Source organism: Nocardia heshunensis (genome assembly GCF_054782115.1).
Window position 1 is genome coordinate 896,972 of the sequence record NZ_BAAGTC010000009.1, and the last position, 25,143, is coordinate 922,114.

The window sequence follows — 25,143 nt, forward strand, 5'->3', positions numbered from 1 at the left end:
TGAGGACTTAGTCGAAAGTAGGCAGCCGATCGTGAGCAGTGCCATCGCTTTGGGGATGCCGGCCGCACCGGCGGCCGTCCTCGCACCGCGGCGCAAGACGCGCCAGCTGATGGTGGGCAATGTCGGAGTGGGCAGTGAGTTCCCTGTCTCGGTCCAGTCCATGACCACCACCAAGACCCATGACATCAACGCCACCCTGCAGCAGATCGCGGAACTCACCGCGTCCGGCTGCGACATCGTGCGCGTGGCCTGCCCGCGTCAGGAGGACGCGGACGCCTTGGCGACCATCGCCAAGAAATCACAGATCCCGGTGATCGCCGACATCCACTTCCAGCCGCGCTACATCTTCGCCGCCATCGACGCCGGGTGTGCCGCGGTGCGCGTGAACCCGGGCAACATCAAGGAATTCGACGGCCGCGTCAAGGAGGTCGCGAAGGCGGCCGGCGCCGCGGGCATCCCGCTGCGCATCGGCGTCAACGCCGGCTCCCTCGACAAGCGACTCATGGAGAAGTACGGCAAGGCCACCCCCGAGGCGCTGGTCGAGTCGGCGCTGTGGGAAGCCTCGCTGTTCGAGGAGCACGGCTTCGGCGACATCAAGATCTCGGTCAAGCACAACGACCCGGTCATCATGGTCGAGGCCTACCGTCAGCTAGCCGCCAAGTGTGACTACCCCCTGCACCTAGGCGTCACCGAAGCCGGTCCCGCCTTCCAGGGCACCATCAAATCCGCGGTGGCTTTCGGCGCTCTGCTCTCCGAGGGCATCGGCGACACCATCCGCGTCTCCCTCTCCGCGCCGCCCGCCGAGGAAATCAAGGTCGGCACCCAGATCCTGCAGTCGCTGAACCTGCGTCCCCGCAAGCTCGAAATCGTCTCCTGCCCGTCCTGCGGTCGTGCCCAGGTGGACGTCTACACCCTCGCCGACGCGGTCACCGCGGGCCTCGAGGGCATGGAAGTCCCCCTGCGCGTGGCCGTCATGGGCTGCGTCGTCAACGGTCCCGGCGAGGCCCGCGAAGCCGACCTCGGCGTCGCCTCCGGCAACGGCAAGGGCCAGATCTTCGTCAAGGGCGAAGTGATCAAGACCGTCCCCGAACACCTCATCGTCGAAACCCTCATCGAGGAGGCCATGCGCCTCGCCGAGGAAATGGGCGACACCACCGAGAGCGGCGCACCCGTCGTCACCGCGGGCTAGCCCCCAGAAGTAATGGCCCGGGCTTCGGCATTTGCCGAGGTCCGGGCCAATTTCATTGCCGTGCAAGAGGTCTCGTTCGTGTTAGGGTCAGCGAAGATCAACACTGGCGAACCCTCGGGGGATCGATGGTCACCTTCGCTGAGCTACGCGACGCGAAACCGGCATCCTGGACGACCGCGGCGGACGACCTGCTGGCGGCGGCCAAACAATGCGAGCGGATCAAGGACGACATCCACGACAACGGGGTGAAACCCCTCGACGAGCATTGGACGAGTACCGCCTACGGTCGGGCCCGCGAGGTGCTGACGCAGGTGGCGAATCGGGCCGAGGTCGCCTCGATCCTCGGCCGGGCTGCGGTCGATCCGCTCGACACTCTGTCGCATGCCGTGCAGATCGCGCAGAACGAGCTGCGCAACGGCATCGATATCGCCGAAGGGGCCGGGCTCACCGTCGATCCGGTCACCGGCGCGGTCTCCGCGCCCGCGCACCGCTCTCGTGACGAGGTCGCCGAAATGGCGAAGTACCGCAGCGATGCCCAGCGCCTGATCAACGACGCCATCGAGGCCGCGACCCAGGCCGACACGCTGTGCCTGCAAGCCCTTTCCGCCGCCCTCGGCGCGGACATCACCACGACCTCGATCGACGACGCGAAGAAGATTCAGGCCGACAACACCAAGAAGGCCCTGGAGGAAATCCGCGACACGCTCCCGGACGGACTGAGCGCGGATCAGACCGCCCAGTGGTGGAACAAGCTCACCCCGCAGGAACAGTTCGACCTCGAACGTGCCTGTCCCGTAGAGCTTTACGACCTACCCGGGATCCCGGACTCGGTGAAGAAGGAACTCGATCGCGCGGATCTCGGCTACAGCTCCGTCGGCACCGTGCGCTACGCCCTCGACAACTGGAACAACTCCCGGCTGGACTGGGTCGACAAGGACAATTGCACGAACTTCGCCTCCGACGCGCTGAAGTACGGTGGTGGAATGCCGGAGAAGGAGAGCGACTTCGGGCTGATCCCACGCCATTTCGACAAGAACGGCTGGAGCGACGGCTCCAACGGCGAGGGTGACGACATCACTCCGCCCGGGTGGTCGCACACTCCGACGTGGGGTGGCGCACAAGGCAATCGCGATTTCTTCGTCAAGAACGGCGGTCAGGTGGTTTCTCCCGACAAAGCCAAGCCCGGGGACGTCATGTATTACGAAGGTGCCGATACCCCGGGTAATCCGCATCCCAACGAGGTGCACCACACGGTCATCGTGACCGGGGTGCTGCCGGACGGGCAGATTCTGTACACCCAGCATTCCGGCGATGCGAAGAACTATCCGCTCTACGGTCGACTACCCGAATTCGAATCGGATCTGGGCAAGCAGAACATCGAAATCGTGCAGCCGAAGGCGACCTGGTGAGGTCCGGCCGCTGGCTCGCGCTACCGGCCGCCGCGCTGGTGGCGACGGTCGTGCTGATCGCGCTGCGCATCCGCATCGTCATTGCGCGCACCGGCCATTGGTACGGCGAAACCTGTGTGATCGGGCCGTACAACCCGGCCGAACGCACCTACCTGTACGTGATCACCGCAGTCTTCGTCCTGACCGTGGTCACCGCGGTACTCGTCGCGTTTCGAACCCGATCCGGTCGGGCCCGATGGATCGCCGTAGGACTGCTGGCCGCGTGCGCGGTCGTCGGGCTCTATCTGCTCACCGTGTGGGGCGGCCTCGAGACCAACAACAAACCGATTCCCGAAGAACCCTGCCCGACCTTGAAAGAGCAGCACGCGAATCAATGAGTGACGACGATCTGTCCATCGAACCCGCCAAAGTCAGCGCTGCGGGAAGCCAATTGGCCGATATGGCGACCGCCGCGCTCGCCAAGACGAATCAGTATTTCGATTCCCCAGCCACCGCGGCGAGCGACAATCCGGGATTCGCGAGCGGCGCGAAGCTGGTGGAGTTCGCCGGGAAGTTCCACACGGAGATGAACGGTTTCATCACCGACCTCGACACCAACGCCCAGCAGATCATCGCGGCGGCCGCGACCTACCAGACCACGGATGCCGACAACGCCGGGTTCCTGCGGGAAGTGAGCGCGTTGAACGGGCAGACGAAAGATGCGCTTCCCGGCCGCTGATGGCGGGCGGGTTTCCGCTGGTGGGTGGGCGGTTGGGGGCAATCGGGCGGCGCGGGTGGGGAAGTTCTGGCAGGCTGTGAGCGTGCGGAGTGTGCTGGAGCCTGCTCGCCGGGGCCGGGTGGCCGGGGCCCGTCAGCTTGCGAACCGCGATTTGAGTCAAGTTCTGAGGGTGCTCGACGCCGATCCCGTGGCGACGTGCATGGTCGCCGCACGCCTGCAGGAGTTCGGATTGGATCCGCGCGGGGTGTACGGGGAGCTGTGGAGCCGGGGTGGGCCGGGGGAGTCGTTGTGCTTCTCGGGGGCGAATCTGGTGCCGTTGCGGGGTGGTCGCGAAGACTTGAAGGCGTTCGCGGAGCGGGCGATCAAGGGCCCTCGGATGTGTTCGTCGGTGGTGGGGCGGCGCGAGCTGGCATTGCCGCTGTGGGAGTTGCTGGGTGAGCACTGGGGGCCGCCGCGGGAGCTACGGGAGGATCAACCGCTGCTGGCGTTGGAGCGGCCCGCGAGTGTCGGGCCGGATCTGCGGGTGCGGCGGGTACGGCCCGAGGAGGTCGACCGGTACATGGTGGCCGCGGTCGCCATGTTCACCGAGGAGATCGGCATCGATCCGCGCACGGGGGACGGCGGGCGCAGTTATCGCCGCCGGGTGGCGGGGCTGATCGAATCCGGCCGGGCCTGGGCGCGTTTCGAGGACGGCGAAGTCGTGTACAAGGCCGAGGTGGGGGCGTTGTCGCGGCGGACCGGGCAGATCCAAGGGGTGTGGGTGCATCCGGACAAGCGGGGTCAGGGGTACGGCACCACGGGCACCGCCGCTGTCGCGAATGTCGTGGTTTCCTCCGGGCGCACGGCCAGCCTGTATGTCAACTGCTACAACGAAGTTGCGCGTCGAGCCTACAAGAAGATCGGCTTCCGCCAGATCGCCACCTTCGCGACCGTGCTGCTGGACTGACGCCAATCCTGTGATGTGAGCGTGAAATCCGTTCCGGTGCTGTGTGTCGCACCGGTTTGCCAGTAGTTGGCTCTAGCATCTGTCCCGATGTCAACTCGGGTCCTTACCACGCTGATCGCCGCCGCCCTCGGCCTCGCCGCGGCCGGTTGCTCGACGGCGCCGCCGGGGGCCGCGCAGGCGGCCGAAGCCTTCGTCTCCGACTTCGGCAACCACGATGTGCAGGCCGCCGCCGACCGCACCAGTCAACCCGAAAAGGCCGGTGCCGCACTGGCTTCCGCGTGGGATCAGCTGCAGGCAGAGAAACTGGTGGCCAGCACCGGCGACGCCCGGGTCACCGGCGACACCGCCGTGGTCGACTACACCTACGAGTGGCACATGCCCAAGGACCGCGTCTGGACCTACAAGGGCCAGTTGCAGATGACCCGCACCGACGGCCGCTGGCAGGTGCGCTGGAGCGCCGCCGACATCCACCCGCAACTCGGCAATACCCAGACGCTGCAACTGCGTTCGACCCCGGCCCCGCGCGCCCGCGTGAACGAACGCTCCGGCGGCGATGTGCTGGTGCCTGGTTCGCTGTACCGGGTGATGTTCAAACCGTCCGCGTCGAAGGATCCGCGTGGCGTCGCGGGCACGCTGGCCAACACCCTGCGGCAGTTCGACGAACACCTCACCCCCGACTCGCTGCTGAGCACCGCCCGCAAGGCCGACGGCGCGTACACCACGGCCCTGCTCTCGGAATGGGAGTTCGGCCAGGTCAATTCGGAGCTGCTGGGCCTGTCGGGCGTCACCTTCAGCAAGGAATTCGATCTGGTCCCCACCGACCGGCGCTTCGCCCCGGACCTGATGACGCAGGTCCGCAAGACGGTGATCGACGAGGTCGACGGCAAGGCGGGCTGGAGTGTGGTCACCGTCAACGCCAATGGCGTGGACACCGACGTGCTCACCGAGGTCGATCCGCAAACCTCCCCGTCCTTTTCGCTGAGCGTCGACCGCAATGTCCAGAATGCCGCGCAGCGTGCGGTGGACGCCCGCACCGAGCAGGCCATGATGGTGGTGGTGCAGCCGTCCTCGGGTGCGATCCTGGCCATCGCGCAGAACGAGGAGGCCGACAAGGACGGCCCGGTCGCAGCGACCGGCCTCTACCCGCCGGGCTCGACCTTCAAGACGGTGACCGCCGCCGCGGCCATGACCACCGGCAGTGCCACCCCGGACACCTCGGTCCCGTGCCCGAGTCAGATCGTGGTGGGGGAGCGCACGATTCCGAACTACAACCTCTTCAGCGTCGGCACCGTCTCCATGGCGACCGCCTACGAGCGATCCTGCAACACATCCTTCGCCAAGATCGCCTCGGAGTTGAGCGGCGAGGATCTCCGCACGGCGGCTTCGGCTTTGGGGCTGGGCCCGGACTACACGGTGGCGGGCCTGCCGACGGTGTCGGGTTCGGTCCCGGCCGACGACGAGCTGGTGCAGCGCGCCGAGGACGGCATCGGCCAGGGCAAGGTGTTGGCCAGCCCGTTCGGGATGGCGTTGGTGGCGGCGACGGTCGCGCACGGGTCGACCCCGGTGCCGTATTTGATCGCGGGCCATCAGACCAAGGTCTCGGGTGATCGTCCGCAGCTGCGCCCGGAGGTGATCGACGGATTGCGGTTGATGATGCGCAAGGTGGTGCTCGGCGGTACGGCCGAGCGCATCGTCGATCAGGGTGAGGTCTACGGCAAGACCGGTGAGGCCGAGGTGGACGGCGGTTCGCACGCGTGGTTCATCGGCTATCGCGGTGATCTGGCGTGGGCCACGCTGGTGGTGCGCGGCGGGAGCTCGGACAATGCGGTGGCGGTCACGCGGGACATGCTCACGGCACTGCCTTCGGGCTACTGACCACTGCCGCCGGGTTGTTCGAACCTCAGCGGTCGCCGAATGCCGTGTCGTCGCGCAGGCAGGTGGCCGGATGTAGTTGACCTAATGAATCGGTGACGAAGCGCTGCTGTGCCAATACTTTGCCGGGTGGCCCGTCCGCGGACCCGTCGCCCAGGATTTCGGTGACACCCGCGCCCGCGAGAATCATGCCTGCGGTGGTGAGGAGCAAAAGGGCCGAGCGCTTCATATCCCTCTCCCTTGTTTGGGGACGAGTGCGGAAACCCGAACTGTGTAATTCGGTTGTCCGTGGCTCATTAGGGTTGGCTGACTGTTTGCCAATGCAAGAAACGTTAATCGGTCACTTATGTCGAATCAAGGCATCGCAGCGTTACCGCGGACCCCTCAAAAGAGGGGGCAGCAGGTCACGGCGGAGTTTGCTACCGGAAGTTCACCGTCAATTCGCGCGCTGCATGGTGGCGGCCAGATGGTGGGTGAGAGGTTGCTCGACCGCCGCCATTCGCAGCGAGTACTCGAGGGTGTCGCCCGCGACGGTGATGGTCCGGCCCAGTGCGGTCACCGATTTCGCGCTGCTGCTCATGCCGATCGAGGTGGAGTCGAGTTCCAGGCGCAGCTCGCCCTCCTCGTTGACCAACCGGCCCTCGCAGATCTCGGTGATCCCGGTGGGATGCGCGAGGATCAGCTCGATGCGATCGGGTCCGGTGGCACGCAGGTAGCCCGTCTCGCTGTGCATGGGCCGGCTGCCGTCGGCGGCGCGGGTGCGCTGCCGGTAGGTGAGGAAGGGGCGGCCGACGTGGCCGAAGTGCACTTCCTCGAGGTACTCGAACGATTCGATGGTCGGGTATTCCCCCTGTCCGCGACCGCGCCAGGTGCCCAGCAGCGGGGCGAGGTGGGCGATATCGGGGTGGGGGGCCACGGGGGTTTCAGACTCGAGCACGGCGGCCAGCATAGTGCGCCCGGCCGATCATGGCGGGCGCTCGACGCACCCGCCGCCCGGTATTTACGGAAAGGGGACTGGATCTCCGGTCACTTCACGCAGGGGATGCCGCCCGCGTCCATGGTGGACAGATCGGTCGGTGCCGGAGCGTTGTCGCCGGTGGCGGTGGCCGCGACCGGGGCGGGCGGTGGCGTGGTCGAGGTGGGCGCGGCGCTGGTGGAGGTGTCGGGGACTGTGGCGGCGAGGTCGGCGATCGGGCCCGACGACAGGGCGTCGGTGCCGACCACCAGCTGGATGGTGTTGTTGTCCAGGTCGCTGCTCTTGGTGGCGGTCAGGCCCAGCTGGGTGGCCAGGGCCTTCGCCGCGGCGTCGGCGCCGGGACCGTAGTTGAGTGCGCTGGCACTGTGCTCCGAGCCGGTGGCGACGGAACCCTGGGTGAAGCCCTTTGCCGCCAGCGCGGTTTCGAGCTTCCCGGCCAGACCGGTCTTGCCGGAGTCGTTGGTCACGTTCACCGTCACCGCGGCCGCGCCGGGGATGGTGGTCGGGGTGGGGGTTGCCGCCGTGGTGGCCGGGGTCGACCCGTTCGCCGGGGTGAGCAGGCCCTTGACGATGCCGTGGATCTCGTCCAGGTCGACGATGTTGATGTCCTCGCCCTGATCGTCCTGCCCGAAGTCCTTGACCGGCAGTGTGAACAACGACATGCCGCCCGACATCAGCCCGGTGGCGCGATGCACGAAGTCCATCAGATCCAGCGAGTCGTCGAACCACATGTTCTGTTTGGCGACCTCGAGCAGCTTCTGCAGCGTGCCCGTATTCGACAGCGTGCCGTTGTCATTGAGCTTGTGCGCCAGCGACACGATGAACGCCTGCTGGCGGCGGGTGCGGTCGAGGTCGGTGAAGTTCAGCGACTCGTCCGGGTCGCGCCGCTGCCGCACGAACGCCATCGCCTGCGAGGCGTCGATCTCCTGGCTGCCCTTCTGGAAATCCGCGCCGGAGAACGAATCCTGGGTGCGCTCGTTGAGGCACACCGTGATCGGCTGCACGGCCTGCGCGATCTGGAAGAACGCGGCCAGTGTCACTTCCACGGAGTTGTTGATCTGCACGTTGTTGCCGAGAAAGCTACGCACCGTGCTGATCTCGGCCACGCGACCGGCATTGCGGGCCTGCTGCTCGAGGTCCTCGTCGACCGGCCCGGTCTGGATCGCGGTGAGGGATTTGCCGCTGGACTTGGCGGCCGCCGCCTGCAGCTTCTCCTTTTCCTTCTCGTAGGCGAAACCGTAGGCCTGCTTGATCTTCCCCTTGCAGGGGCTGCTGTAGGTACAGGAGGCCGGATCCAGGGTCACGTAGTCGTCGCGGGGAATGGAGATGCCGGTGGCTTTCGACCCGTCGCCCGGAATGTGCAGCAGGATCAGCACATTCGAGTTGTATCCGCCGACGCTGTCGTCCCCGGCGTGAATGGCGTCGTACATATCCTGCGGCAGCGGATTGCCCCGCTCGTCCAGCCGACTGTCCAACCCCATGATCAGAATGTTCTGATCGTCCTTCTTACCCCCGGCCGGCTTGTCCAGGCCCGGAATGTGGGTCGTGATCACCCCGGCCATCGCCTTGCCGTACTCGTGCCACCCGAACCCGGTGGCCAGAAACACCACGGCGGTGACCGCGACCACCGATCCGCGCCCGGCGAGCAGAGCCCGGCTCATCCGCCGCGACGGCTCCTTCCGCCGCCGCCGAGCCCCTCCCCGCTTCGCCGCTTCCGGTTTGGGCCGCTCCTGCCGCGGTGTCTCCTGCTTGGGCGTCTCCTGATAAGGCCGCAACGGTGTCGTCACCGGGTCCACGATCGCCCGATGGCTCTCCCGTGCATGTCTCATAACAATTCAATATAGGCACCGTGGCCGATCCCGACCATTCGGTCCGGCGAGGCGGGATCGACTCAGCGGCGGCTGGCTCGGCGGTAGCCGTAGGCGGCGGGGATGGCGAAGACCACGATCAGGCCGACCGACCAGGCGATGGTCTTGGTGAGGGGTGCGGCGATCGGGCCGCCGGAGGCCAAGGCGCGCATGGTGTCGACGGCCACGGACATGGGTTGGTGTTGGACGACCGGTTGGATCCAGCGGGGGTAGGCGGCGAGGGGGACGAAGCCGGTGCTGAAGAACATGAGGAGGGAGGAGAGCAGGGCGACGCCTTCGACGAGAGTCGATTTGGCGGTGAAGACGGCGATGGCGGTGACCATGGTGGCGAACGCGAGGCCGAAGAGGACGGGGATCCAGAGGAAGGCGAAGGCTTGCAGCGGGCCTTGGCGGAAGCGGAAGCCGAGCAGCATGCCGAAGCAGATGATGACGACGGTGCCGGCGAAGATGCGGCAGCCCTCGGCGAGGATGCGGGCGGCCAGGCCGGAGGCGCGGTGGACGGGCAGGACCCAGAAGCGGGAGAGGATGCCCGCTTCGCGTTCCCGGCCGAGCATGACGCCGCTGGCCACGGTCCCCGACAGCGCGCCGACCAGGGTGACCATGGGGGTGGATCCGTAGAGGGCGCTCTGGCCGGAGAACTTCTGGATCTGCGAGCCGACCACGATGTCGAGCATGAGCAGCAGCAGGCACGGCACGATCAGGGTTTCCAGCAGTGTGATCGGGTCGCGGACCCAGCGCAGCAGCAGCCGCTGGGTCTGAATCCAGGTGTGGCGCAACAGGGCCGGGGCGGTGGCCTCGCCGAAGATGACGGTGTCGCTGACTTCCGGACGGTCGAGGGTTGCCATCACGACCTCTTCAGGTTCTGCCGGGCGATGAAGAACAGCGACACCGCGATGATGGCCGCGATCCACAGCAGCGGCGGTGTCATGAGCGACCAGGTGACGGGCGCGGATTTGCCGAGGCTGTCGCCACCGAGCGCGCGCAGCCCCTCCGCGAACTGGGAGACGGGCTGATTGCGCACGAAAAGCTGGACCCAGTGCGGGAATTGGTGCGCCGGTGCGAGCCCGGTGGACAGCATGCCGAGGATGAGCGGCGGCAGCACCAGCATCTGGGTGGTGGCCTCGGGACTGCGGGTGAAGGTGCCGATGGCGTCCGCGCCGAGACAGAAGGCGACGCCGATGAGCATGCCGAGAGCGAGGAACCCGAGCGTGTGCAGTGCGCCGCCGACGAACCGGAAGCCGATGTAGTAGATGCTGCCCACGGCCGCGACCATGCCGACGGCGAGCCGGAAGATGTTGGAGGACATGCGGGCCGCCGCGGGAATCAGCGGATGCATGGGCATGGCGTCGAAGCGTCGGTCGAGCCCCGATACGGCGTCGGTGGCGGCCCGGAACGCAGCGGAGACGGCGGTGAACGCGGCGGCCTGCAGGATGACGATCGGTGCCATGAACTGTGCGTAGCTGCTGAATCCGAGCCCGGCGAAGGTCATCACCCGGTTCAGCGGGATGTAGAAGCTGGCGGTGAAGGTGATGGGCGCGAGGATGGCGGTGATGATCTCGCCGGTCACCACCGACGGCACGATGAGCCGCACGGTGAGCACCCACCACTGCGCCAGCGTGGCCGGTGTGGCGCGCAGCTCGGTGAGCCAATTGCCGGGTGTCGCCTGCGCTTCCGGGCCGAGGGCGGCGGCGGTCATGCCCGCGTCCGATCCTCGGCGGTGTACCGCCCGTCCGCGGTCCGGAATCGGACGGACGGCGAATCCTCCTCGGGTTCCTCGACTTTCGCGATATGCCCGGTGAGTTCCAGGAACACGTCGTCGAGCGAGGGCCGCCGCAGCGCGATATCGACCAATTCCATTCCGGCCGCGTCCAATCGCCGCAATGCCTCGGCGAGCGTCTTGGCCCCGCCCGGCGCGGGAATGGCGATCCGGTCCGAATCCCCGGTCAGCGCTTCCCGATTGGCCGCGGGCAGCAGATCGCCGAGCGCGGCGACGATCGACGACAGATCTTCCATCCGCAGTGGCACGATCTCGCAGTAGCTGCCGCCGGTGCGGGCCTTGAGTTCGTCGGCGGTGCCGTCGGCGATGACCACGCCGTGGTCGATGACGATGATGCGGTCACACAGCGCGTCGGCCTCTTCGAGGTACTGGGTGGTGAGCAGCGTGGTGATGCCGTGTTTGCGGAATCCGCCGACGAGGTCCCAGACGCCTTGGCGGCTGCGCGGATCCAGCCCGGTGGTGGGCTCGTCGAGGAACACCACGTCGGGCCGCACCACGAGCCCGCAGGCTATGTCGATGCGCCGCCGCATACCGCCGGAGTAGGTTCCGACGCGGCGCCCGGCGGCCTGTACCAGGTCGAATTCCTCCACGAGTTCGTCGGCGCGGGCCCGCGCGGCACGTTTCCGCAGCCCCATGAGCCGCCCGAACATGACCAGGTTCTCGTACCCGGACAGCGCGTCGTCGAGGGCGGCGAACTGCCCGGTCAGCATGATGCTGCGGCGCACGGCCGCCGCGTCGGTGACGACATCGTGCCCGGCGACCATGGCCCGCCCGGCGTCCGGCGCGATGAGCGTGGACAGGATGTTGACGGTGGTGGTCTTGCCCGCCCCATTGGGCCCGAGGATGCCGAGCACCTCGCCGGGCGCGGCCTTGAAGGTGATGCCGCGTAGCGCCTGGACCGCGCCGAAGGATTTCTCGACGCCTTCGACGATGACGCCGTCGTCGGTACTGGTTTCCACGTTTGTTGTATCGGGTTTGCCCTGCTCGGTGTTCACGGCGTCCCTCCCCAATGTGTGTCGAGAATCCGGGCGATGGCCGCGAGCGCATGCGGTGCGGTCAGTTCGTCGTGGCTGACGTCGATGTCGTGGTTGGTGATGGTCCCGGTGATGTACGGTCGCCAGCCGTCGGGGCCGAAGATGTCGGAGGTGTGCACGGTGGCGCTGAAATACTGTGCGTCGCCGTGGAATACGGGCCGCTGGTAGCCGGTGCGGGTGTCGGCGGAGGCGTTGTAGGAGGCGGCCATCCGTTCGAGGGTGGCCGCGTCGACGAGGGAGACGCCGCCCATGCGTTCGCGGATCAGGGCCGCGGCCTGTTCGGCGCTGGTGTCGGCGGGGATGTCGGTGATCCCGAAGACCGACCCGAAGGTGGCGACGAAGGATCCGGCGGTGAGCTTGTCGATGCTGCCGCCGTCGATATCGGTGCTGTCCGCGTCGAGCAGGGCCAGGGTGGCGACCTCGTCTCCGGTTGCCTCGAGCTGGGTGGCGACGGCGTGGGCGATCAGGCCGCCGAAGGACCATCCGAGCAGATGATAGGGGCCGTGCGGTTGCAGTCGGCGGATTTCGGCCACGTAGCGGTCGGCGAAGTCGGCGATGCTGCGGGCGTGCGGCTCCCCGGACAGGTCGGGGGCCTGCAGTCCGTAGATGGGGCGGCCGGGTCGCAGCGCGTCGGCGAGCCCGAGGTAGGTCCAGGCGATGCCCGAGGACGGGTGGATGCAGAACAGCGGTGGCTCGCCACCGCCGGGCCGGATCGGCAGCACCACGTCCAGGCCCAGTCCGGGCGAGGAATCGGCTTGTGCGGCAGCGAGTTCGGCGGCGGCCCGCAGTTCGGCCATGGCGTGGCGTTCGGCCTCGGCGGCGAGTTCGGCGGCCGGGGTGGTGGCGAAATACGCTGCGGCGGATAGGGCGTCGGTCCACAGGTGGGCCAGCATGGTGATCTCGTGGCGGGGCAGCAGGCTCTCGGGGAAAGTGAAGCTCGCCTGCAACCGGTCGCCGACGACGACGGCGTTGATCTCGATCTCCGCGGTGACGGGCACGTCGGCGTGCTCGCTCGCGTGGAGATCGCCGAAGGCGTCGGTGGGCAGCCAGCCGAGATCCTCCAGCCCGGCCGGAATGTCGGCGGTGGCGTAGCGGCCGAGGTAGTTGAAGCCGATGCGGCCGGGCACCCGTGCGGGGAGTCGCGCGCCGGTGTCGGAGTTGAGGTAGCGCAGCATGCCGTACCCGATGCCCTTGTCCGGCACGGCCGCCAGTTGGTGTTTGACCGCGCGGATGGCGTCGCCCATGGCGGGCCCACCGGCCAGTGCGTCGCGAATCGGGATGCCGGTGAGCGTGAGCCGCACCGGGTACACGGTGGTGAACCAGCCGATGGTGCGCGAGAGTTCCGCTCCCGCAATGATTTCCTGCTGCCGCCCGTGTCCTTCGAGCCGGATGAGCACGGCCTCGATGGGTTCCATCCGCCAGCGCCGGATGGCCAGTGCGAGGCAGGCCAGCAGCGCGTCCTCGACGGTGCCGTCGAACAGGCCGGGCACGGTGGTGAGCAATGCCGTGGTGGTGTCGGCGTCCAGTTCGACCTCGACGGCGCGCACGCTCGACACCCGGTCGACCGCCGGATCGAGTTCGCGGGCCCCCAGACGAGGGTCGGCGGTGGCGCACACCTGCTGCCAGTACTCGAGTTCGGCGACGCGCGCGGGCTGCCGCGCTGCCTCGTCCAGCGCATAAGCCCAGCGCCGCATGGACGTTCCCGTGTCGGGCAGGATCGGGTCCGCGCCGCCGCTGACCTGCGCCCACGCGGCGATCAGGTCCGGGATGAGGATGCGCCAGGACACGCCGTCGATGACCAGGTGATGCGCCACCAGGATGAGGTGGCCGCGCCGGTCGGCCGGGCTGTCGGGCGCGGGATCCAGCCACACCAATTGCAGGACGGTGCCGTTGTCGGGATCCAGGCGTCCGAGCGCGGAATCCAGTTCGGTGACCGCGTATTCGCGCAGTTCGACCCCGTCGCCGGTATCGAATTCGATGCGGTGCAGCAGCGCGTCCACATCCACCGCGCCGGGCGGGCGGGTGCGCAGCCGCCAGTCGCCGTCCACGAAGGCCAGTTGGGCGCGCAGTATGTCGTGCTGATCGACGACGGCGGTGACGGTGGCGACGAGCTGTTCGCGAGCGATCCCGCGCGGCAGTTCCAGCACCGCGGTCTGCGCGAATCTGCGGTGGTCGCCGCCTCTTTCGAGCATCCAGCGCACGATCGGGGTGAGCGGCAGTTCGCCGACCCCGCCGCCGGGCAGTTCCTCGAGCACGACGGTCTCGCCCGCGGCGGCGGCGAGCGCGGCCAGCGCGGCGACGGTGCGATGCTCGAACACCTGCAGCGGCGTGAGTTCGATGCCGCGCAGCCGCGCCCGCGACACCAGTTGGATGGCCAGGATGCTGTCGCCGCCGAGCGCGAAGAACGAGTCGTGCACGCCGACCCGGTCGCGGCCCAGCAGTTCGCCGATGATTTCGGCGAGCACCGTCTCGAGGTCGGTGGTGGGCGCGCGATATTCGGTGGCAGCCTCGAAAACCGGTGCGGGCAGCGCCTTGCGGTCGAGTTTGCCGACCGCGTTGAGCGGGATGGCGTCCAGCACCACGAACGCCGAGGGCACCATGTAGCCGGGCAGCCGGTCGGCGGCATGGGCGCGGACGGCCGCCGGGTCCACGTGCGCGCCGGGTTCGGGCAGCAGGTAGGCGGCCAGCGCGGTCGCACCGCCGGGCCCGGGCACGCCCAGGGTGACGGCGAATTCGACGCCGTCGGCGGCGGACAGGGCGGCGTCGATCTCGCCGAGTTCGATGCGCTGGCCGCGCACCTTCACCTGGAAGTCGGTGCGGCCCAGGTATTCCAGGCGGGGTTCGTCGAGGTAGCCGGTCCACCGCACCAGATCGCCGGTGCGGTAGAGCCGTTCGCCGGGTCGCCCGTAGGGGTCGGCGACGAAGCGGGCGGCGGTCAGGTCGGGTCGGGCGTGATAGCCGCGGGCCAGGGCGGCACCGGCCAGGTAGAGCTCCCCGGCCACGCCCATGGGTACCGGCCGCAGTCGCTCGTCCAGGACGAGGGTGCCCGCACCTCGGATCGGGGTGCCGATAGTGACCGGTTGCCCGGCGACCAGTGGTTCGGAAGCCGTTGCCCAGATGGTGAATTCGGTGGGGCCGTACAGGTTGACCAGGGTGCGTCCGGTGGACCAGCGTGCCACCAGGTCCGGGCCGATGGCCTCGCCCGCCACCGCGAGCACCCGCACGCTGGACACGGCGTCCGGGTCGAGGGTGGCCAGAGCGGACGGGGTGATCACCAGGTGGGTGACACCCTGCGCGGCAATGAGTTCCGTCAGCGGTTCGCCGCCGAAGACGTCCGGTGGCGCGACGACCGCGGTGCCGCCGGAACCGAACGCCATGAGCGCCTCGAAGGCGGAGGCGTCGAAACTCGGTGAGGCGACCTGCAGCACGCGGCAGTGCTCGCCCAGCCACAGCAGTTCGCGTTGGGCCCGCACCAGGTCGCCGATGCCGCGATGCGACACCGACACGCCCTTGGGGGTGCCCGTGGAGCCGGAGGTATAGATGAGCCACGCAGGTTGATCGAGGTGAGTGGTCATGGCACGAACTCGCCCGCGCCCCAGGTCGATTCGCACGCTGGAGGCGTCCGGATCGTCGAGCACCAGCCAGCCGACCGTGTCGGGCAGCAGCGGCCGGTGCGCAGCAGTGGTGAGTCCGAGAACGGCCCGCGAATCGGTCAGCATGTGGTCGATGCGGTCCAGCGGATGGCGCGGGTCGATCGGCAGGAAGGCGGCTCCCGCCTTGGCACACGCCCAGATCGCGGTCAGCAGCTCAGCGCCCCGGGAAAGCGCGAGCGCCACAATGGTTTCCGACCCGGCCCCGGCGGCGGAGAGCTGCATGGCCAGTCGCTGCGAGGCGGTGTCGAGCTCGCGGTAGGACACCACGCGCCCGTCGGCGATGATGGCCGGGCACAGCCGGTGCGCGGTGGCGGCGGCCCGGAAAACCTGTGCGAGCGTGGCGGTTCCGGCCTGGCCGGGTCCGCGCAGCGGCACCAGCGCGGCGCGTTCGGCGGCGTCGAGCAGATCGATGTCCGACAACCGCACCCCGGGGTCGGCGGTGATCGCGGTGAGTATCCGCTGCCAGCGCGTCACCAGCCGTGCGGCGGTGGCCTCGTCGAACAGATCGGTCGCGAAGGTCAGCGTCCCGTCGAGCCCCGTCGTATCGCTCCCCGGCAGCGGTGCGCGCAGATCGAAGGTCAGATCGAACTGCGAGGCATCGCGTTCGATGGGTTCGACCGCCACCCGCAGCCCCGGGAATTCCACGCTCGGCGGCGTGAAGTTCTGCAGCGACAGCGACACCTGGAACAGCGGATGCTGCGCGGTCGACCGCGGCGGATCCAACACCTGCACCAGCCGTTCGAACGGCACCTCGGCATGCGCGAACGCATCCAGATCCGTTGCCCGCACCTGCCCCAGGAACTCCCCGAACCCCTTGGCCGGATCCACCGGCGTCCGCAGTGCGAGCGTATTGACGAACATCCCGACGAGCTCGTCCAGCGCCGCCTCCCCGCGCCCGGCCACCGCCGTCCCGATCAGCACATCGTGCGTCCCCGCCAGCCGCGACAACAGTACCGCCAGCGCCGCATGCAACACCATGAACAGACTGGTATCGGTGGCCGCCGCCAATTCCGTCAGCGCCGAATGCAGTGCACCGTCCAGCCGGAACCCCAGATCCGCACTCCGCATACTCTGCACAGCGGGCCGCGGCCGATCTGTGGGCAACTCCAGCACATCCGGCGTCGCCGCCAACTGCTCGCCCCAATACCGAATCTGCTGCGCCGCCCGCGATTCCGAATCCTTTTCGTCCCCGAGCAACTCGCGCTGCCAGAGGGCGTAATCGGCGTATTGCACCCGCAACGGAGGTCGGTCGGCAGCCGTTGCCGGGTCTGCGAACTGTGCTGTGCCGCTGCCGGTCTCGTGCGCGCCGGTGGCGCGCGCGGCTGCGCTCCGGGACAGATAGGCCGCAACCAGATCGGTGGCCAGCGGAGCCATGGAGGCCCCATCCGCACTGATATGGTGCACCACCAGCACAACCACGTGGGTGGACGCCCCGCCCTCCGTCATTCCGGCGTGCTTTTGGCCGGAATCCAACGCGGCGGTATGGATCCCGGCCAAAGACATGCCGGGATGACGAGGGGGAGGCGCGACGTGGAGCAGTCCGACGCGCAGTGGGGCTTCCCGGGTGAGGTCGAAGCCGGTGCCGGTCAGCTCGGCGATCCGCTTGCGCAGCGGCGCATCGTCTTCGACGTCGCCGACCTCGAAGTCGGGGGTGGCGGCGTCAGCGTTCAGTACGACCTGGCGGGGTCCGTCCCCGTCGGCGGGGTAGATGGTGCGCAGGGTTTCGTGCCGCCGCACTACGTCGGCGACGGCTTCGCGCAGTGCATCGATGTCGAGATCGCCGGTCAGGCGTAGGGCGGCCGTGATGTTGTAGGCGGCGGAGTCGGGGTCGAGGCGGTTGAGGACCCACATGCGTTGCTGGGCCGGGGACAACGGGATTCGGTCCGGGCGGATGCGGGGGGCCAGGGTGGGTAGGCCGGGGATCTCCGTGCCGGGGACGACCCGCGCGGAGAGTTGGGCGACGGTGGGGGCGTCGAAGAGGTCGCGCAGGGCGACGGTCGCGCCGAGCGCGGCGTTCACCCGCGCCACCACGCGCGTGGCGGTGAGGGAGTTGCCGCCGAGTTCGAAGAAGGAGCGGTCGATGCTGACGCGCTCGGTCTCCAGGACGTCGGCGAAGACCTGGGCGACGGCGGTCTCGACGGGGGTGCGCGGGGCCAGGTAGCGCTGGTCGAGGGTGGCGAAATCCGGTGCGGGCAAGGCATTCCGGTCGAGCTTGCCGACCGGGGTGAGCGGCACGTCGTCGAGCTGGATGAGGTAGCTGGGCACCATGTAGCCGGGCAGGGCGGCGGCGATGCGGGTGCGCAGCAGTTCGGTGTCGAGGGTGCGGCCGGGCGCGGCCACCACGTAGGAGACCAGGACGGTTTGTCCGGCCGGTCCGGGGCACCCCAGGGTGGCGGCGTAGTCGACCTCGTCGTCGGCGGCCAGCACGGCGTCGATCTCGCCGAGTTCGATGCGCAGTCCGCGGATCTTGACCTGGAAGTCGCTGCGCCCCAGGTATTCCAGCTCCAGTTGCGCCCCGTCGGGTGTCTTCACCTCGACCCAGCGCACCATGTCGCCGGTGCGGTACATGCGCGCACCGGGCTGCGTGTACGGGTTGGCCACGAAACGCGCTGCGGTGAGCCCGAATCGGTTGAAGTAGCCGCGCGCCAACGCCGGCCCGGCGAGATAAAGTTCACCGGTCACTCCGAGCGGCACCGCCCGCAGCCAGCTGTCGAGCACCAGCGCCGCCGCACCGCGAATGGGTGCCCCGATGGTGATGGGTTCCCCGGGGCGCAGCTCACCCGGCCCGGTCGCCCACACACTGAATTCGGTGGGCCCGTACAGGTTCACCATGCGCCGCCCGGCCGACCAGGCGGCCACCAGTTCCGTCCCGGCCGCCTCCCCGGCTACCGACAGGCACGACAGCTCACTGAGCCCGTCGGGATTCATGGTGGCCAGCACCGACGGCGTGATCACCGCGTGCGTCACGCTCTCCGTGCGCAGCAGTTCCTCGAGTGCGCTGCCGCCGTATACCTCCGGCGGCGAGATGACCAGCCGCCCGCCCGCCCCGTGCGCCATGAGCAATTCGTGCACGGACGCGTCGAAGCTGGGCGAGGCCACCTGCAAGGCACTGGTGGTCTCGTCGAGATCCAGCAGACTCTGCTGGGACGCAACGAGATTCGCCAATCCGCGATGGCTCAGCAGCACGGCCTTGGGTTTGCCCGTGGACCCAGACGTGTAGATGAGGTACGCGGTCTGGGCCAGGTTGATGGGCCCGCCGCGTTCCGCGTCGGTGATATGCGCGTCCGACAGCGTCATGACGCGGCGAATGGTGTTGAGATCGTCGAGCAGCAGCCAGTCGATGGTCCCGGGGAGCGTGTCGCCGACCTCACTGACGGTCACCCCGATGGGCGCACGCGAATCGGTGAGAATGTGCTCGATGCGCTCCACCGGATAGTTGGGGTCCAGCGGCAGGAACGCCGCGCCGGTCTTGGCCAGCGCCCACACCGCGACCACCGATTCCACCGACCGGGTCAACGCCAGCACCACGAAGGTCTCGCGGGTGACGCCGCGCCGCAACAATACTCGCGCGAACCGGTTGGACCAGCTGTCGAGATCCCGGTAGGTCATGCTGAGCGCCCCGGAGCTCACCGCGATGCCCTCCGGATTGGCGCGCGCTCCGGCGGCGAGAATATCGGGCAACGTGCGCAGCGGTGTGGGTTCGCCACCGCGCACCGGCAGCAGCTGTGCGCGTTCGGCCGGATCGCAGTGCTGTAGTTGCGCGGTCCGCCACCCGGGATGCGTAGCGATCTGGTCGAGCAGCAATACGAACCGGTCCAGCAGCCGCCGCGCGGCGGCCTCGGGCAGTTCGTCCGCCATGAATTTGGCGGTGATACACAGGCTTTCACTGCCGTCGGCGCCCCGCTGCGGAATCACCATGAGGTTCAGCGGATACGGCGTAGCGTCCGTGCCGGACACATCGAGCACCCGCATGCCCGCGATATCCATTGCCCGCGAGAGTGTTTCGCGGTCGATGGGATAGGACTCGAACACGGTGAGCGTGTCGAAGAGTTCCGGCAGCCCGACCGCCCGGTGGATGGCGGCCAGCCCCACCTGCTGATGGTCGAGCAGCCGCGCCTGTTCGGCCTGCACCCGCGCCAGCAGCTCGCCCACGCGCTCACCGGGATCCAGCCGCACCCGCACCGGCAGCGTATTGATGAACAGCCCGACCATGTCCTCGACCCCGGCCAGCTGCGGCGGCCGCCCGGAGACGGTCCCACCGAACACCACATCGGTGCGACCGGTGAGCATGGCCAGCAACAACGCCCACCCGGCCTGCACCCCCGTGTTCACGGTGGCCCCGGCCGCACGAACGGTCCCGGTCAGGCGCGCCAGCCGGGCGGCGTCGAAATCTACGGACACCATGCCGGATTCGGTGGAGGTGATCCCGGCCAGGGTGGGCACCGCGCGGGTGGGGGAGTCGACCCCGGCCAGCGCCTCGGTCCACACGGCCAGCGCCGCCTGTTCGTCCTGTTCACCCAGCCAGGACAGGAATTCGCGATAGGAGTGCGCGGGCGTGCGGGGAATCTCGTGCCCGGTGACCGCGGCCAGGTACCCGGCCAGCAGTTCCCGCACAACCAAGGGCGTGGACCAGCCATCCAGCGCCAGATGGTGATTGGTCATCAGCAGCGTGTACGCCTCGGCCTCGGTCCGCACCAGACTGAACCGCAGCAGCGGCGGCCGCGTCAGGTCGAAGCGGGTGCCCGCGTCCACCGCGAGCAGCCGAGTCAACTCCCGCTGCCGCTCGGCCGGTTCGGTGATGGTGGTGAGATCGATTTCCTGCCAGGGAATCTCGGCCTCACCGAGCACGAGCTGCCGGGGTCCGTCGGTGGTCTCCACATACGCCACCCGCAACACCTCGTGCCGCTCCAGCAGCGCCGCGGCCGCCGCCCGCAGCCGGGCCGCGTCGACCCGCCCGGCCAGCGACAGCCGCGTCTGCACGGTGTACCCGTCGGCGGTGTCGGTGTCGTAGCGCGCATGGAACAACAGCCCGTACTGCAGCGGCGACAACGGCCACACGTCGGTGAGGCTCGGATACTCGCGTTCCCAGGTCTGGATCTGCCGCTGCGACACCGGAACCAGCGCGAAATCCGACGGCGTATGCCCGCCCGCCCCCGCATGCCGGGCATGGGTGACCAGCGCGGTGACCGCGCGCCCCCACAGCTGCGCCAGCTCGCGCACCTGCTTGGAGCTCAGCACCCGCGACGCGTAGGCCCAGGTCACCTCCAGCCCGGACGCGGTGTGGAAGGCATTGATGTCGACGACCGCCTCCAACGGGGCCGCGTCGTCCTGGGTGGCGGCGAATCGCACCGGCACCCACGGGGTTTCCGCACCACCGGGATGCTCGACCCCGGCCCCGGTCCGGCCGAGATAGTTGAAGCTGAGCTGCGGCACCGGCGCGCCCGCGAATTCGACGGCGGTCTCGGCGTCGAGGTGGCGCAGCATGCCGAAGCCCACCCCCTTGTCGGGGATGCCCCGCAGCTGTTCCTTCACCGCCTTGAGCGCCATGCCCGCGGCCGGTCCGCCGTGGAAGGCGTCGTCCAGGTCGATATCGCCGAGGTCGAGCGCGACGGGGAACAGACTGGTGAACCAGCCGATGGTGCGCGAGATGTCGGCCCCGGGCAGGATCGACTCCTCCCGCCCGTGCCCCTCCACCATGAGCAGCGTGCGCCGCGTGCCCCGCAACCGGCCGACGGCGAGCGCGAGCGCGGTGAGCAGCACGTCGTCGAAGCCGCAGTGGAAGCGTGCCGGAATGTATTCCTGTGCGGCCGCGATGGTGTCGGCATCGACGATGGTGCGCAGCTGCCCCTGGGTGAGCACCGTGTCGAGTGCGGGATCCAGCGCCCGGGTGCCCAGCCGCGGATCAGGCGTGGTGAGAACCTTGCGCCAGTGCGGGATTTCGATGATCCGCTCGCGCGTCTGCTCCACCTGGCCGTGCGCCCAGCGCCGGAAGGACGTGCCGACCGGGGCCAGCGTGCCGCCCGCCCACGCGCTGGCCAGATCCGGCAACAGGATGCGCCAGGACACGCCGTCGGTGACCAGGTGATGCAGCACGACCCACAGCAGCGGCAGCGCGCCGTCGCGTTCGATGAGCACGAAGCGGGCGACGATCCCGGCGGCCGGATCCAACAGGTCTGCCGCCCGCTGCAATTCGTCTTCGCCGTCACTGTCGGCGGCGGCGCTGACGGTCTCGATGAGCGCCCCGGCCTCCACCGTGCCGGGCGCGCCGACCTGCCACTCCCAGGCCTGGCTGCCGTTGGCCGGGTGGGTCAGCGTGCTGCGCAGCAGGTCGTGCCGGTCCAGCAGGGCCTGCACGGCGGGGGTCAGCCGGGCGGCATCGATGTCGCGGGGCAGCGGAATCAGCACGGCCTGCGCGAATCTGGGCCAGGTGTCGCCCTGTTCGAGCATGGTGTGCACGATCGGGGTGAGCGCCACCGCCCCGACCGGGCCGCCCGGCAGTTCCTCGATCACCGGGGCGGTCACCTCGGTCGCGACGGCGGCCAGACCCGCAACGGTCTTGTGCTCGAACACATCCCGGGCGCGCAGCCCCAGCCCCGCCGCCTTGGCCCGCGCCACCAGCTGGATGGCGACGATGCTGTCGCCGCCGAGGGCGAAGAAATTATCGTCCGCCGCAACGGATTCCACGCCGAGCACGGCCGCGAACACCTCGGCGAGCACGCGTTCCCGCTCGGTCGCGGGCGCGCGGCCCGCCCGGGCGCGGCTGCTGAAGTCGGGCCGGGGCAGCGCGCGGCGGTCCACCTTGCCCGCCGGGGTGAGCGGCAGCGTATCCAGCACCATCACCACCGACGGCACCATGTGCCCCGGAAGCTGCTGCGCCACCGTGGCTTTCACATCCTCCGGATCGATCGCCGCCGTCGCCAGCACATACGACACCAGCGCGGTCGCACCGCCCGGGGTGGTCGCACCCACCGTGATCGCCATCTCGACGCCCGGATGCCGCGCCACCGCGGCATCCACCTCACCGAGTTCGATGCGGAACCCGCGCACCTTCACCTGGGTGTCGCCGCGCCCGAGATACTCCAACTCCCAGCGGCCGTTGCGCCGCCGCCAGCGCACCAGATCGCCGGTACGGTACATGCGTTGTCCCGGGGCGTACGGGTCGGCCACGAAGCGGCGCGCGGTCAATCCGATGCGCTGGTGATAGCCGCGCGCTACGCCCTTGCCGCTCAAATACAGCTCGCCGACGACGCCGGGCGGCACCGGCCGCAGCCACGGGTCGAGCACGATCGCAGACACTCCACGCGCGGGCGCGCCGATCGTGATCGGGTCGCCCGGACCGAGCGGTGCGCTCACAGTCGCGGTGACCGTGGTCTCGGTCGGCCCGTAGCCATTGAGCACGCAGCGCCCAGCCCAGCGGACCGGCAGCTCCGGCGGGCAGGAATCACCGCCGACCACCACGGTCCGCAGCCGCGGCAGCGTCTCCGGCTCCAGTGAACCCGCCACCGCCGGAGTCACATTCAGATGGGTGACCTCCAGCATGCGCAACACCCGCGCCAGCTCGTCACCGGCGTACGCGGTCGGCGGCACCACCGCCACCGTGGCCCCCACCGCGAAGGCGACCAGCAGCTCCTCGATGGAGATATCGAAACTGGGCGAGACCGCGTGCGCCACCACCGCATCCGCGCCGACCCCGAAGGCCGCCCCGGAACCGGTGACCAGATTGTCGAGTCCGTGATGGGTGACCGCGACGCCCTTGGGCAGACCGGTCGACCCGGAGGTATAGATCAGATAGGCCACCTGGTCCACGCGCACCGGCGCACGGCGCTCGGCCTCGGTGACCGGTCCGGAATCCATTGCCGCGAGCCGACTCTCGATATCGGGTGCGTCGAGTACCAGCCAGTCGACCCGATCCGGCAGCGCGGCCCGCGAGCCCACCACCGTCACACCCGCGACCACGCCGCTGTCGGCGATCATGTGCTCGATGCGATCGGTCGGGTACGTCGGGTCGATCGGCACGAACGCCGCGCCGGTGTACGCCACCGCGCACATGGCCAGCACCGATTCCGCCGAGCGCGGGATCGAGATCGCCACGCTGCGTTCGGGTCCCGCGCCCGCCGCGATCAGCACCCGCGCCAGCCGCTGCGCCTGCTCGGTGAGTTCGCGGTACGTGTAGGCGGTCCCGTCCACCCGCAGCGCGATCGACCCCGGCGCGCGTTCGGCTCCGGCGGTGAGGATCTCGGGCAGCGTGCGCGCCCGGGTCCCGTCGCGCCCCCTCGCCGGAACCAGCTCGGCATGTTCTCCGTCGTGCAGCGCGCTGATCGCGGTCAGGCGATGCTCGGTGCCCCCGGCCAGGAACCGGTGCAGGAACTCCAGGAACCGGGCATGCAACCCGGCGAGTTCGGTGTCGCCGTAGCGGTTCGGATTGGCCTGGAAGTCGATGTGCGTGCGCTCCCCGCCCACGCCGGGATAGACATTGACGAACAGATCGTCGATCAACCCCGAGGTCAGCACGTGTAGCTGCCCGGTGACGCCGCCGAGCCGGATGCGGGTGTCGGCGAGCATGAGATTGACCGTCGGACCGAACCCGGCGACCTCGTCCATGGCCCAGCCTAGGTCGCGGATGATGTCCTCCTGCCGATACCGCTGCCGGCGCAGCGCCGCGGTCAGCTCACCCTGGGTGACGCGGATCAGCTCGCCGACGGTGGCGGTGGGGGACGGATGCAGGCGCAGCGGAACGACATTGGCGACCATGCCGCCGGAGCGGCGCAGGGTGGCGGTGGTGCGACCGGACACCGGCAGGCTCAGCACGATCTCGCCCGCCCCGGTCATGGCCGCCACGTACGCGGCGAAGGCGGCCACCACCACCGGGGCCGGACTGGTGGACAGTGCGGCGGTCATCGAATCCAACAGGGCCGCAGTCGATTCCGGCAGCGCGCCGCTGAGCAGCCGAGGGTGTGCGTCCACCGCGCCGGTGCGCCGCCCCAGTGCGACGGGCTCGGGCATGCCGGTCAGGTGTGTGCGCCAGTAGTCGCGGTCGGCCGCCAGCTTGTCCGAATCCCGGTAGGCGGCATCGGCTTCCACGATGCGCTGCAACGGTTCGGCCTTGCCCTCGGGCACCTCGCGGCCCGCGACGGCGGCGTTGTAGATCTCCGACGTGCGCTGCAGCATGGTGAGCGCGCCGACCCCGTCGAGCAGGATGTGGTGGAAGCGCGAATACCAATACCAGTGGTTCGGGGCCAGCCGCAGCATGGCCACCTTGCACAGGCGGTCACGGGTCAGATCCAGCGGTGCGGTGTACTCCGCGCGCATCCAGGCCCGGGCGGCGGCCGCCGGATCGGGCGCGTCGCTCAGGTCGACGGTCTCGATGGCGTCGTCGAGGCTGGTGTCCACGAGTTGCCAAGGCAGCTCGTCGATTTCGATCAACCGCAGATAGCCGGTGCCGAACTCGCGTCCGGCGCGCCGGGCGGCGTCGGCCAGCAGCTCCACCTCGAAATCGCCGGTGAACTCCACATATTGGGCGATCGAGACGGGGGTGTCACCGGCCAGCTGCTGGGCGAACCAGATACCGCGCTGCGCCGCGGACAGGGTGAAGGCCGAGGAGGAATCGGTGGCAGGGGAATCGGTGGCGGAGGAACCGGGCACGGCGAAGCTGGAAGCCATAGGTCGATGACAATCTGCGGTCGATGACGGTTCTGTGACCG

The 25,143-nt window shown here is 69.0% G+C and carries 13 protein-coding genes; 6 read left to right on the forward strand and 7 right to left on the reverse strand.

Annotation, left to right across the window (positions count from 1 at the left end; translation table 11 throughout):
• Window positions 1-55 precede the first annotated feature (55 nt).
• The 6 genes from ispG (at window position 56) to ACYVN4_RS32380 (ending at window position 6,137) form a co-directional block, all read left to right on the forward strand.
• Complete coding sequence (gene ispG, locus ACYVN4_RS32355; RefSeq protein ID WP_460726789.1) at window positions 56-1,189, forward strand: flavodoxin-dependent (E)-4-hydroxy-3-methylbut-2-enyl-diphosphate synthase; 1,134 nt, start codon at window positions 56-58, stop codon at window positions 1,187-1,189.
• A gap of 125 nt (window positions 1,190-1,314) precedes the next feature.
• On the forward strand, window positions 1,315-2,598 hold the full coding sequence (locus ACYVN4_RS32360; protein WP_460725771.1) for an amidase domain-containing protein: 1,284 nt from the start codon (window positions 1,315-1,317) through the stop codon (window positions 2,596-2,598).
• The gene (locus ACYVN4_RS32365; RefSeq protein WP_460725772.1) at window positions 2,595-2,975 is read left to right on the forward strand and encodes a hypothetical protein; all 381 of its coding nucleotides are present in this window, start codon (window positions 2,595-2,597) and stop codon (window positions 2,973-2,975) included. The genes ACYVN4_RS32360 and ACYVN4_RS32365 overlap by 4 nt, the downstream gene beginning before the upstream one ends.
• The gene (locus ACYVN4_RS32370) at window positions 2,972-3,316 is read left to right on the forward strand and encodes a hypothetical protein (protein ID WP_460725773.1); all 345 of its coding nucleotides are present in this window, start codon (window positions 2,972-2,974) and stop codon (window positions 3,314-3,316) included. Before ACYVN4_RS32365 ends, ACYVN4_RS32370 begins: the two co-directional genes overlap by 4 nt.
• 82 nt (window positions 3,317-3,398) lie before the next feature.
• Entirely contained in the window at window positions 3,399-4,262 is an 864-nt protein-coding gene (locus ACYVN4_RS32375) for a GNAT family N-acetyltransferase (RefSeq protein ID WP_460725774.1), read from the forward strand.
• An 87-nt stretch (window positions 4,263-4,349) separates the two neighbouring features.
• Entirely contained in the window at window positions 4,350-6,137 is a 1,788-nt protein-coding gene (locus tag ACYVN4_RS32380; protein ID WP_460725775.1) for a penicillin-binding transpeptidase domain-containing protein, read from the forward strand.
• A gap of 25 nt (window positions 6,138-6,162) precedes the next feature.
• On the opposite strand, the gene ACYVN4_RS32385 is transcribed toward ACYVN4_RS32380, so the two are convergent.
• From ACYVN4_RS32385 to ACYVN4_RS32415, 7 genes are all read right to left on the reverse strand, one after another.
• Entirely contained in the window at window positions 6,163-6,363 is a 201-nt protein-coding gene (locus ACYVN4_RS32385) for a hypothetical protein (protein WP_460725776.1), read from the reverse strand.
• A 207-nt stretch (window positions 6,364-6,570) separates the two neighbouring features.
• Window positions 6,571-7,083 (reverse strand): peroxynitrite isomerase, encoded by a 513-nt coding sequence (locus ACYVN4_RS32390; protein ID WP_460725777.1) that lies wholly within the window; start codon window positions 7,081-7,083, stop codon window positions 6,571-6,573.
• A gap of 77 nt (window positions 7,084-7,160) precedes the next feature.
• Entirely contained in the window at window positions 7,161-8,771 is a 1,611-nt protein-coding gene (locus ACYVN4_RS32395) for an LCP family protein (RefSeq protein ID WP_460726791.1), read from the reverse strand.
• A 230-nt stretch (window positions 8,772-9,001) separates the two neighbouring features.
• Complete coding sequence (locus ACYVN4_RS32400; RefSeq protein WP_460725778.1) at window positions 9,002-9,823, reverse strand: ABC transporter permease; 822 nt, start codon at window positions 9,821-9,823, stop codon at window positions 9,002-9,004.
• The gene (locus ACYVN4_RS32405; RefSeq protein WP_460725779.1) at window positions 9,823-10,674 is read right to left on the reverse strand and encodes an ABC-2 transporter permease; all 852 of its coding nucleotides are present in this window, start codon (window positions 10,672-10,674) and stop codon (window positions 9,823-9,825) included. The genes ACYVN4_RS32400 and ACYVN4_RS32405 overlap by 1 nt, the downstream gene beginning before the upstream one ends.
• On the reverse strand, window positions 10,671-11,750 hold the full coding sequence (locus ACYVN4_RS32410; protein WP_460725780.1) for an ATP-binding cassette domain-containing protein: 1,080 nt from the start codon (window positions 11,748-11,750) through the stop codon (window positions 10,671-10,673). The genes ACYVN4_RS32405 and ACYVN4_RS32410 overlap by 4 nt, the downstream gene beginning before the upstream one ends.
• On the reverse strand, window positions 11,747-25,102 hold the full coding sequence (locus ACYVN4_RS32415) for an amino acid adenylation domain-containing protein (protein ID WP_460725781.1): 13,356 nt from the start codon (window positions 25,100-25,102) through the stop codon (window positions 11,747-11,749). The genes ACYVN4_RS32410 and ACYVN4_RS32415 overlap by 4 nt, the downstream gene beginning before the upstream one ends.
• Window positions 25,103-25,143: the final 41 nt, after the last annotated feature.